Raw genomic sequence first — 10,061 nt, forward strand, 5'->3', positions numbered from 1 at the left:
GTCCACCCGTTCCCATTCCGAACACGGAAGTTAAGCTCGCTTCTGCCGAAAATACTTGCCTGGAGACGGGCCGGAAAGATAGGTAGTGCCAACACAAAAGGACGGACAGCTTGCTGTCCGTCCTTTTTGTTATAGGAACGGGCAGAATGAGGGGTATGCGCTTATGCTTGAGAAAGGAGCGTATGCATGACAATAGAAGATAGACTCCGCGCCTGGAAAATTCCGGTGGGGATGCGGACGATTAAGACGACAATCGCAGTTATTTTGGCGCTGCTTGTGGTGCAGCCCTATGGCACCAGCACAGCGAAGGTGGTGTTCGCCACCATCGGCGCGATGTCCGCGGTGGGACCGACATTTAAGGCCTCGGCGGTGGCCTGCCTGACGCAGATCTGCAGCGTGACTGTGGGTGCGGTGATGGCTGTTATTATGGCCGAGCTCAAGGTCCCGCCTATGGCGGCGGTGGGAATTGGGATCATCATTTTGCTTTGGATGTATCAGTATTCCCATTTAAAGCTGCTGCCGGTGCTGCCCTGCCTGGTATTGGTGAATATTTGTTTGACTCCGGAGATTGAGGCCGCACCCTATGCACTAGGGCGGCTTTGGGATACCGCGATCGGCCTGGGAATTGGAATGCTGATCAACACGCTGGTTTTCCCCTATGACAACAGTCAAAAAATCCGGCAGACCATGGTCAGCTTGGATTCAGACCTGATTGAATTTTTGGAGGATATGTTTGACGGCGACGAGCATCAGCCCGAAGCTGGGAGCATTGGACGAAAAATTGCCGCCCTGGAGGGACAGTTGAAGCTATTTGCGGACCAGCGTCTGTTTCGGCGCAAGCGTCAGAAGCGAGAGCTTCAGACCCTGCGTACCTGTGAGGATATTGCCCACGAACTATTGATAGAGCTGGAAACTCTGCAGAATATGAAGCGGAAGGGGACCTTAAATGAGGAGAATAGGCATACCCTGCAGGAATTGGGGGCCACGCTGTCCCAGACACATCACCAGAGACCGGAGTCTGTGGAGGATGTGGTGGTAAATTACCACGTTGCCCGGGCTCTTCAGCTGCGGAAGGATCTGAAAGCGGAGCTGGCTGGGCGTGCGGAAAGGAAAAGGGGAAAAATGTGAGAGAAAAATCCCTCTCCCGGGCTGATTTGGCTCGGGAGAGGGATTTTTAGGTTCAAAGGGAAATCAACCGATGAGGACCGCCGTGCCGCTTGCAGTTACCATGAGCATGCCGTTGTTGGAGCCAAGCACCTCATAATCCACATCTACGCCAACCACCGCATTGGCGCCCCGCTCCTGAGCACGCTGTTCCAGCTCCCGGAGGGCGGTCTCGCGGGCGTTTGTCAGCTCCTCCTCATAGGCGCCGGAACGACCGCCGAAGAAGTTGCTCAGACCGGCCGTAAAATCCCGGAGCACATCTACGCCGGAGATGACTTCGCCGAATATAATGCCCTTGTACTCTAAAATCTGTCGTCCCTCCACAGAGGGGGTGGTGGTCAGGATCATAGTTCTTTCCTCCTTATATGTTATGTAGCTGACAGGTGGTCCAGATAGCCGCTGACGTCAAAAGGCTCCAGCACGCTGTCCTTCCTCAGATACAGTGGGTGGTGAGGGTGTCCCTTTTTGGAGCGCTTCCCGGCGGAATACCATACGGCGTTCCGCGCCTCGCCGATGCGGATCATGTCCCGGACACAGCCGGGCAGATAGTCCCGCTTTTCAATGATGGTGCCCCAGGCGGCCCAGACCGCGGGAGCCCCGGCCTTGTCCAGGGAGAGGACGTAGTCGAAGGCCTCCATGTTCTCACGATGGAGCGCTGGGTTGCAGGCAGGCTCCATGTCGTCCGGATTGGTGGCCCGCTGGGCGTAGACATTGAACATGATGAAGCTGTCGTAGCCATTGTGCAGGGCTACCCGTTCCACAGATTTCAACGTGTTGTCCAGGGCGTCCGGCGCGGCGGTGGAGGGGTTGATGCCGATGCAGATCAGGGGCTTTTCGCCCCGGGTACCTAAAATGTAACGGTACTCCGAGTAAAAGTTTGGGACGTACAGCCAGCGGCCGACGTCGTAGTCCGGGGAGGGGCGGTTGGCAGCCTCCAGGGCGGGCTCAAAGCGCACCAGCTCCAGCTGATTGGTCTCGCAGGTGGGAATGTGCATGGGAATCCCTCTTTCTCCATTTGTTTCTGAAATTAATATAGCAGGAAACGGGATGCACTGCAAGTCTGGCAGGCATTTTACCTGGATTGCTATTGCTTTTTTACACAATGGGAGGTATAATAAAACTGCAAATCCTCGTATTTTATACCAAAAGGGAGGTATCGCCATGAAAAACACTGTCATCCGTTCCAGATTGAATCCCAAGTTGGAGGTATCCCTGATTTCGGGACACTTCGCCACCCGGCATTCCCACAACAGCCACTACATTGACATCACCCGCATGAAGCATGAGCATACCATGGCGCGGGAGGCGGCTATGACCCTGGCCCAGCGCTACGCCTATGAGAAGGGTGTGGATACCATTGTCTGCCTGGACGGCAGTGAGGTGATCGGCACCTTTTTGGCGCGGCACCTGGCGAAGAACACTCTGTTTGCGGTAAACGGCTCGAAGAACATCAATATCGTCACTCCGGAATATGATTCCAGCGGATTGATGATTTTCCGGGACAATCTGATCCCCATGGTGGCGGGTAAGAATATTCTGATTCTGATTTCCACCATCAACTCGGGCAAGAGCGGACGCCGGGTCTCTGAGTGTGTGGAATACTATGGCGGAAAGGTACAGGGCATCGCGGCGGTTTTCAGTTCCATGGAGGAACTGGACGGATGGCCCATTTACAGCTTGTTTGTTCCCTCGGACATCCCCAACTATGCCACCTACGCACCGGAGGAGTGCGAGATGTGTAAGGCGGGGAAAAAGATCGACGCCCTGGTGAACAGTTACGGACTGTCCATTCTGTAACGGGCAGAATCAGCCATAAAAAGGGCGCTGGAGCAATTCCAGCGCCCTTTCCCCGATGGTTAGAAGTACTGTTAGCCGGGAATGCATCCCGAAAAATGAGATGGCGTTCGGACCACGCTATGCGTCGATCTCGATGGCGCTGACCGGGCAGCTCTCCGCAGCCTCCTGGACAAAGCCCTCCTGGTCGGGGTAGATGGTGTCCTTGGCGGCGGCCACCCCCTCCTCGGTCATGAGAAAGACGGCTCCGCACATGTTGACACACAGACCGCAGCCGATACAGTTTCCGTTGACATGGACGTTCATAACGAATAATTCCTCCTCCGGTGTTCTGCACATTAGCTTGACCGGAGAAGGAATTTTTATGCGCGGCTCACTCAAACGTCCCGAAAAACAGGGGGACCCCGGTTTGCAGATCCACGATCCCATAGAGAAAGGGCCGGTCGAAGATCAGGGTGACGCCGGTCTCCGGCGGGGCGGCAGAGCCGGAGTCGGCCTCCACCACCGTGGCAGCTGCTGCCTCGGTACCCTTCTCATTCACCTCGATCTTGGCGGCGTGGATCACCTGGGAGAGATAGTAGCCGTTGGGGTCGTCCCCCATGAGGGAGAAATCGGCCTCCCCAAAGGTAAAGGCCAGGTCCAGGCCCAGGGCGGACAGAATGTCCTGGAGCTGTCCGCTCCACTCCGCCCCGAACTTTGGCAGGGCCAGGGTGCGAAATTCCGTGTTCCTCCGGCTCTCCAGCAGCTGGGTGAAGGTTTCTCCGTCCAGGCTGTTCAGCCAGACTTCAAATTCAGCGCCCTCCTCCGGCATCAGGGCGAAGAAAGCCAGCCGCCCGTCGTCGTAGGGGAGGACCGCCCCCTGAGCCGTCTCGCTCTGGAGATAGGGAAAGGTGACGAAACCGGCGTTCAGGAAGTCCATGGATTCCTTGTCGCTCCCCTGGTGGTAAAACCCCCGAAGATAGGTGTTGTTGGGGTCAAACTCCGTCTCCCAGGTGTTGTTCAGGTAGAGGGCATTCACCAGCAGCAGGGCGGCGTTTTCGTTGAACGGTTTAGAGAGGATGCTGGGGATCATCTTGTTGGTGTGCTCTGACACCCAGCTGTTTACCGCCGGGACCACCGAGGGGGCAGATAAGTCCTGGGAAAATACCTGGGCGTCGAAGATGCCTTGGCACTTGCCGATAAAATCCTCCCGGATCATGCCCTCCGGGTCTGTCCACAGGCTGTTGGCGATGAGACACTCTGTGGAGCCGTCCAGGTCCCCGTAGTCGGAGAGGAGCTGGGCGCAGGCGGCATTCAGCTCATCCAGGGTGACGCCGCCCCCCAAAACGGTTTCAAACTGAGCCAAGGTATCCCCGTCCGCTCCGTTGGCCGCCATGGACAATGCCAGGGCCGCGGAGAGGGGAGAGAGGAGGACCGGACCGCTTTCCGCCTCCCGGGCACTCTGGAGCAGGGAAAGGCCAAAGCTGGTCAGGGCTTGGTCCACGGCCGGACTGCCCGCTGGCTGAACGGACACAGGCTGAGCGGTGAGCTCCTGGGCTTGGACCGCCGGAGCGGCCGGTCCGCAGCCGGACAGGAGTCCAAGGGACAGGGAGAGAGCGAGGGACAGTGCAAGGGTGCGCCTCATAGAGAAAACCTCCTTTTCAACGGTGGGGGAGACTTGAATCTCCCACTCTACTAGTTAAGACGAAACGATGCCGGCCCGGTTGCGTCTTTTTCGGAGAAAAAGACAAAAAATTCCCAAAACTTCGTCTTGACTCCCTCTGTGAAACATGCTACAATACCAAATTGCGGTGGTAAGGGCAAGTGCGCCCTTTTACCCGATGAAACACCCCCAGAAAACGGGGGAGAGGAGGGCGCCGAAATGCTGGAAGAACTCAAGCAGGGCAGCAAGCTGGTGGGAGCCAAACAGACCCGCCGGGCCCTGAAGGATGGCCGGGCCAAGAAGCTCTATATGGCCAAGGACGCCGACCCCCGTCTGCTCCAGCCTCTGGTTCAGGAGGCGGTCCGCACCGGCGTGCGGGTGGAGCAGGTGGACACCATGCGGGAGCTGGGCGAGGCCTGCGGCATTGCCGTGGGAGCCGCCGTGGCCGTTCTGGTGTAAGTTTTCTGTTTTCTTTTGGTTTTAGCAGAATAAGGTCCCCTTATTTTGTTAAAATAAATACCATGCCCCACAGGGGCAGAACGTTCAGAAAGGAGGAAAAACATGCCTACTTTTAATCAGCTGGTCCGCAAGGGTCGTCAGCAGGTGACTGCCAAGTCCACCTCTCCCGCCCTGCAGCATGGCCTGAACACCCTGAAGAACCGTCAGACCGATCTGCCTTCTCCTCAGAAGAGAGGTGTGTGCACTGCCGTTCGTACTTCCACTCCTAAGAAGCCGAACTCCGCTCTGCGTAAGATTGCCCGTGTGCGTCTGACCAACGGGATGGAGGTTACCGCCTATATCCCCGGCGTGGGCCACAACCTGCAGGAGCACTCCGTGGTGATGATCCGCGGCGGCCGTGTCAAGGACCTGCCCGGTGTGCGTTACCACATCATCCGCGGCTCTCTGGACACCCAGGGCGTCAACGGCCGTATGCAGGCCCGTTCCAAGTACGGCGCCAAGCGTCCCAAGGCCGGCAAGAAGTAATTTTTGCTCCGCAAAAATTGCGTAACATGCAGGCGCTGAAAACCTGCACCCTGAATTGCATTGTGCGTTTCGCGCAAGGCAGCTCCGCCTTGCCGAGCGTTTCCTATATATCTGATATATGGGCAGACCTCGGACAGGCATTACACGGAGCACACTCGTGTTTCGAGTACCTATGATTTCTAATTTTATAAGAAGGAGGGAAGCAACGTGCCCAGAAGAGGAAATGTACCCAAGCGGGAGGTTCTGCCCGATCCGCTGTATAACTCTGTTTTGGTGACTAAGCTGACCAACAGCATTATGCTGGACGGTAAGAAGGGCGTGGCCCAGAAGGTGGTCTATGGCGCCTTCGATATCATCAAGGACAAGACCGGTAAGGAGCCCATGGAGGTCTACACCCAGGCTCTGGAGAACATCATGCCCTCCCTGGAGGTCAAGGCCCGCCGTGTGGGCGGCGCCACCTACCAGGTGCCCATCGAGGTCCGGCCCGAGCGCCGTCAGACCCTGGGGCTGCGCTGGCTGACCACTTACGCCCGCAACCGTGGTGAGAAGACCATGAAGGAGCGTCTGGCCGGCGAGATCATGGACGCGGCCAACAACTTGGGCGGCGCCGTGAAGAAGCGTGAGGACACTCACAAGATGGCCGAGTCCAACAAGGCCTTTGCCCACTATCGCTGGTAATCCAAAAGGAGACGAAGTATGCCTAGAAAAGTTTCTTTGGAGAATACCCGGAACATCGGCATCATGGCCCACATCGACGCGGGCAAGACGACCACCACCGAGCGTATTCTGTATTACACCGGCGTCAACTACAAGATCGGCGAGACCCACGAGGGTACCGCCACCATGGACTGGATGGCCCAGGAGCAGGAGCGTGGTATCACCATCACCTCCGCCGCCACCACCTGCTACTGGCAGGGGACCAAGAACCAGTTCCCCCAGACCCGGATCAACATCATCGACACCCCGGGCCACGTGGACTTCACCGTAGAGGTGGAGCGCTCCCTGCGCGTGCTGGACGGTTCTGTCACCGTCATGTGCGCCAAGGGCGGCGTGGAGCCCCAGTCCGAGACTGTGTGGCGCCAGGCCGACCACTACAAGGTCCCCCGCATGATCTACGTCAACAAGATGGACATCATGGGCGCCGACTTCTATCATGTCCTGGACATGATCGCCGACCGCCTGAAGGCCAACGCCGTGCCCATCCAGCTGCCCATCGGCTCTGAGGACACCTTCAAGGGCATCATCGACCTGGTGGAGATGGACGCCGACATCTACTATGATGAGCTGGGTAAGGACATGCGTGTGGAGCCCATCCCCGAGGACATGATGGAGCTGGCCCAGGAGTACCGCACCAAGCTGCTGGACGCCTGCGCCGACATCGACGAGGAGATCATGATGCTGGTCCTGGAGGAGCAGCCCGTTCCCCAGGATATGATCCGCAAGGCCCTGCGCAAGGGCACCATTGAGAACCTGCTGGTTCCCGTGACCTGCGGCACCTCTTACCGCAACAAGGGCGTTCAGAAGCTGCTGGACGCCATCGTGGATTACATGCCCTCCCCGGTGGACATCCCCGCCATCCAGGGTGTGAATCCCGAGACCGACGAGGAGGACGAGCGGCCCGCTTCCGACGAGGCCCCCTTCTCCGCTCTGGCCTTCAAGATCGCCACCGACCCCTTTGTGGGCCGTCTGTCCTTCATCCGTGTGTACTCCGGTATGCTGAATACCGGCACCACGGTGCTCAACTCCACCAAGAAGCAGCGTGAGCGCATCGGCCGCATCCTTCAGATGCACGCCAACCACCGGGAGGATATCGAGACCGTGTACTCCGGCGACATCGCCGCCGTCATCGGTCTGAAGAACTCCACCACCGGCGACACCCTGTGCGACCCCGCTCACCCCATCATTCTGGAGTCCATGGAGTTCCCTGACCCGGTCATCCGCGTGGCCATCGAGCCCAAGACCAAGGCCGGCCAGGAGAAGATGGGCATCGCCCTGGCCAAGCTGGCCGAGGAGGACCCCACCTTCAAGACCTACACCGACGAGGAGACTGGTCAGACCATCATCGCCGGCATGGGCGAGCTCCATCTGGAGATCATTGTGGACCGTCTGCTCCGGGAGTACAAGGTGGAGGCCAACGTGGGCGCGCCCCAGGTCGCCTACAAGGAGACCATCCGCAAGGCTGTGGATCAGGACACCAAGTATGCCCGCCAGTCCGGCGGTAAGGGCCAGTACGGCCACGTCAAGATCCACGTGGAGCCCAACGAGTCCGGCAAGGGCTACGAGTTCATCAACAACATCGTGGGCGGCGCCATTCCCAAGGAGTATATCCCTGCGGTGGACGCCGGTATCCAGGGCGCCATGCAGGCCGGTGTGCTGGCTGGCTACCCGGTGGAGGACGTGAAGGTCACCCTGTACGACGGCTCCTTCCACGAGGTGGACTCCTCTGAAATGGCCTTTAAGATCGCCGGCTCCATGGCCTTCAAGGAGGCCTGCCGCAAGGCCAACCCCGTTCTGCTGGAGCCCATCATGAAGGTGGACGTCATTGTCCCCGAGGACTACATGGGCGACGTTATCGGCGACCTGAACAGCCGCCGCGGCCAGATCCAGGGCATGGAGGCCCGGTCCGGCGCCCAGCAGATCGACGCTCTGGTTCCCCTGAGCGAGATGTTCGGCTATGCCACCGACCTGCGGTCCCGCACTCAGGGCCGCGGCCAGTACTCCATGGAGCCCCACAGCTATGTGGAGGTTCCCAAGAACATCGCCGAAAAAATTATTGCCCAGCGCGGCCGCAGCCAGGACTAATTTTGGCTGATTCCCGGCCTTTGCGCTGAAATTGGGGTTGCATTTCCAGACGGAATAGGATAAAATAACCCTGATATGCAAATCCCATCTTTTCTCGATTGATAACTGCAATATAAGGAGGAAATTACTCATGGCTAAGCAGAAATTCGAGCGTACCAAGCCCCATGTCAACATCGGCACCATCGGCCACGTTGACCACGGCAAGACCACTCTGACCGCCGCGATCACCAAGTATCTGGCTATGAAGGGCCAGGCTCAGTTCGAGGACTACGCCAGCATCGACAAGGCTCCCGAGGAGAAGGAGCGCGGCATCACCATCAACACCGCTCACGTGGAGTATGAGACCGACAAGCGTCACTATGCTCACGTGGACTGCCCGGGCCACGCCGACTATATCAAGAACATGATCACCGGCGCTGCTCAGATGGACGGCGCTATCCTGGTCATCGCCGCCACCGACGGCCCCATGGCTCAGACCAAGGAGCACATCCTGCTGGCCCGTCAGGTGGGCGTGCCCGCCATCGTGGTCTTCCTGAACAAGTGCGATCAGGTGGACGACGAGGAGCTGCTGGAGCTGGTCGAGATGGAGGTCCGTGAGACTCTGGACAAGTACGAGTTCCCCGGCGACGAGATCCCCATCATCAAGGGCTCCGCTCTGAACGCTCTGATCTCCGAGTCCAACGATCCCGACGCTCCCGAGTATGCCTGCATCAAGGAGCTGATGGACGCTGTCGACAACTATATCCCCACTCCTCCCCGTGACGACTCCCTGCCCTTCCTGATGCCCGTCGAGGACGTGTTCACCATCTCCGGCCGCGGCACCGTGGCTACCGGCCGTGTGGAGCGTGGCGTGCTGAAGGCTGGCGAGACTGTCGACATCGTGGGCCTGTCCGACGAGAAGAAGTCCACCGTCGTCACCTCCATGGAGATGTTCCGCAAGACCCTGGACTTCATCGAGGCCGGCGACAACGCTGGCTGCCTGCTGCGTGGTATCGCCAAGACCGACATCGAGCGCGGCCAGGTTCTGTGCAAGCCCGGCTCCATTCATCCCCACACCAAGTTCACCGGCCAGGTGTACGTTCTGTCCAAGGATGAGGGCGGCCGTCACACCCCCTTCTTCAACAACTATCGTCCCCAGTTCTACTTCCGTACCACCGACGTGACCGGCATCATCACCCTGCCCGAGGGCACTGAGATGTGCATGCCCGGCGACAACGTGGACATGAAGGTTGAGCTGATCACCCCCATCGCCATCGAGAAGGGCCTGCGTTTCGCCATCCGTGAGGGCGGCCGCACCGTGGGTTCCGGCGTTGTTATCGACATCGAGGAGTAATTTTTGCTCCCTTTAAGAAATCCCCGCCCAAAGGCGGGGATTTCTTTTTGCAAAGATGCCGTGCGGCCGCCCGGGGCCCCATCGCAGATGGGGCGCGCCGTAAGGCGCGTACAAGCGTTTTGTCCGAAGGACAAAACCTTGGCGGAAGGGCGGCTTTGCCGCCCTGAGCATTTCAATTAACAGGGTACCCACGAAAGCGAAGCTTTCGTGGGATTGGCCGCACCGTGGGAAAAGCGTTGTTATCGACATCGAGGAGTAATTTTTGCTCCCTTTAAGAAATCCCCGCCCAAAGGCGGGGATTTCTTTTTGCAAAGATGCCGTGCGGCCGCCCGGGGCCCCATC

General features: G+C 58.6%; 11 protein-coding genes and 1 rRNA gene. 8 read left to right on the forward strand and 4 right to left on the reverse strand.

Annotation, left to right across the window (positions count from 1 at the left end; genetic code table 11):
• Together rrf and B5F19_RS15595 are read left to right on the forward strand one after the other, a co-directional pair.
• Positions 1-94, forward strand: a 5S ribosomal RNA gene (gene rrf, locus B5F19_RS15590); the annotation flags it as partial.
• 92 nt (positions 95-186) lie between these two features.
• Positions 187-1,128, forward strand: coding sequence for an aromatic acid exporter family protein (locus tag B5F19_RS15595; protein WP_087292285.1), 942 nt, complete (start codon positions 187-189; stop codon positions 1,126-1,128).
• Between the two features lie 63 nt (positions 1,129-1,191).
• Here B5F19_RS15595 and B5F19_RS15600 read toward each other — a convergent pair whose 3' ends face one another.
• Together B5F19_RS15600 and B5F19_RS15605 are read right to left on the reverse strand one after the other, a co-directional pair.
• The gene (locus tag B5F19_RS15600; protein WP_087292288.1) at positions 1,192-1,512 is read right to left on the reverse strand and encodes a putative heavy metal-binding protein; all 321 of its coding nucleotides are present in this window, start codon (positions 1,510-1,512) and stop codon (positions 1,192-1,194) included.
• A gap of 20 nt (positions 1,513-1,532) precedes the next feature.
• The gene (locus tag B5F19_RS15605; protein ID WP_087292291.1) at positions 1,533-2,159 is read right to left on the reverse strand and encodes a DUF1643 domain-containing protein; all 627 of its coding nucleotides are present in this window, start codon (positions 2,157-2,159) and stop codon (positions 1,533-1,535) included.
• A gap of 166 nt (positions 2,160-2,325) precedes the next feature.
• Between B5F19_RS15605 and B5F19_RS15610 the strand changes: the two genes are divergently transcribed.
• On the forward strand, positions 2,326-2,961 hold the full coding sequence (locus B5F19_RS15610; protein ID WP_087292294.1) for an orotate phosphoribosyltransferase: 636 nt from the start codon (positions 2,326-2,328) through the stop codon (positions 2,959-2,961).
• A 117-nt stretch (positions 2,962-3,078) separates the two neighbouring features.
• Here B5F19_RS15610 and B5F19_RS15615 read toward each other — a convergent pair whose 3' ends face one another.
• Both B5F19_RS15615 and B5F19_RS15620 read right to left on the reverse strand, forming a co-directional pair.
• Complete coding sequence (locus B5F19_RS15615; RefSeq protein ID WP_087292298.1) at positions 3,079-3,264, reverse strand: ferredoxin; 186 nt, start codon at positions 3,262-3,264, stop codon at positions 3,079-3,081.
• Between the two features lie 67 nt (positions 3,265-3,331).
• Positions 3,332-4,582: a serpin family protein gene (locus B5F19_RS15620; protein ID WP_087292301.1), complete on the reverse strand. Its 1,251-nt coding sequence runs from the start codon at positions 4,580-4,582 to the stop codon at positions 3,332-3,334.
• 237 nt (positions 4,583-4,819) lie between these two features.
• Between B5F19_RS15620 and B5F19_RS15625 the strand changes: the two genes are divergently transcribed.
• The 5 genes from B5F19_RS15625 to tuf all read left to right on the forward strand — a co-directional run bounded on the left by B5F19_RS15625 (position 4,820) and on the right by tuf (position 9,719).
• Positions 4,820-5,059 carry a ribosomal L7Ae/L30e/S12e/Gadd45 family protein gene (locus tag B5F19_RS15625; protein ID WP_087292304.1) on the forward strand — a complete coding sequence of 80 codons (240 nt, stop codon included), beginning with the start codon at positions 4,820-4,822 and terminating at the stop codon, positions 5,057-5,059.
• A 102-nt stretch (positions 5,060-5,161) separates the two neighbouring features.
• Positions 5,162-5,584 carry a 30S ribosomal protein S12 gene (gene rpsL, locus B5F19_RS15630; RefSeq protein WP_087292307.1) on the forward strand — a complete coding sequence of 141 codons (423 nt, stop codon included), beginning with the start codon at positions 5,162-5,164 and terminating at the stop codon, positions 5,582-5,584.
• 207 nt (positions 5,585-5,791) lie between these two features.
• The gene (gene rpsG, locus B5F19_RS15635; RefSeq protein ID WP_087292310.1) at positions 5,792-6,262 is read left to right on the forward strand and encodes a 30S ribosomal protein S7; all 471 of its coding nucleotides are present in this window, start codon (positions 5,792-5,794) and stop codon (positions 6,260-6,262) included.
• Between the two features lie 18 nt (positions 6,263-6,280).
• The gene (fusA, locus tag B5F19_RS15640; protein ID WP_087292313.1) at positions 6,281-8,386 is read left to right on the forward strand and encodes an elongation factor G; all 2,106 of its coding nucleotides are present in this window, start codon (positions 6,281-6,283) and stop codon (positions 8,384-8,386) included.
• Between the two features lie 130 nt (positions 8,387-8,516).
• Positions 8,517-9,719 (forward strand): elongation factor Tu, encoded by a 1,203-nt coding sequence (tuf, locus tag B5F19_RS15645; RefSeq protein WP_087292316.1) that lies wholly within the window; start codon positions 8,517-8,519, stop codon positions 9,717-9,719.
• Positions 9,720-10,061: the final 342 nt, after the last annotated feature.

Origin of the sequence: Pseudoflavonifractor sp. An184 (genome assembly GCF_002160305.1) — a bacterium.
Taxonomy (GTDB): Bacteria; Bacillota; Clostridia; order Oscillospirales; family Oscillospiraceae; genus Lawsonibacter; species Lawsonibacter pullicola.

Coding starts and splice junctions, on each gene's coding strand:
- fusA (WP_087292313.1), top strand. CDS start 6,281: ATGCCTAGAAAAGTTTCTTTGGAGAATACCCGGAACATCGGCATCATG.
- B5F19_RS15600 (WP_087292288.1), bottom strand. CDS start 1,512: ATGATCCTGACCACCACCCCCTCTGTGGAGGGACGACAGATTTTAGAG.
- B5F19_RS15610 (WP_087292294.1), top strand. CDS start 2,326: ATGAAAAACACTGTCATCCGTTCCAGATTGAATCCCAAGTTGGAGGTA.
- B5F19_RS15615 (WP_087292298.1), bottom strand. CDS start 3,264: ATGAACGTCCATGTCAACGGAAACTGTATCGGCTGCGGTCTGTGTGTC.
- B5F19_RS15625 (WP_087292304.1), top strand. CDS start 4,820: ATGCTGGAAGAACTCAAGCAGGGCAGCAAGCTGGTGGGAGCCAAACAG.
- B5F19_RS15595 (WP_087292285.1), top strand. CDS start 187: ATGACAATAGAAGATAGACTCCGCGCCTGGAAAATTCCGGTGGGGATG.
- B5F19_RS15620 (WP_087292301.1), bottom strand. CDS start 4,582: ATGAGGCGCACCCTTGCACTGTCCCTCGCTCTCTCCCTGTCCCTTGGA.
- tuf (WP_087292316.1), top strand. CDS start 8,517: ATGGCTAAGCAGAAATTCGAGCGTACCAAGCCCCATGTCAACATCGGC.
- rpsL (WP_087292307.1), top strand. CDS start 5,162: ATGCCTACTTTTAATCAGCTGGTCCGCAAGGGTCGTCAGCAGGTGACT.
- B5F19_RS15605 (WP_087292291.1), bottom strand. CDS start 2,159: ATGCACATTCCCACCTGCGAGACCAATCAGCTGGAGCTGGTGCGCTTT.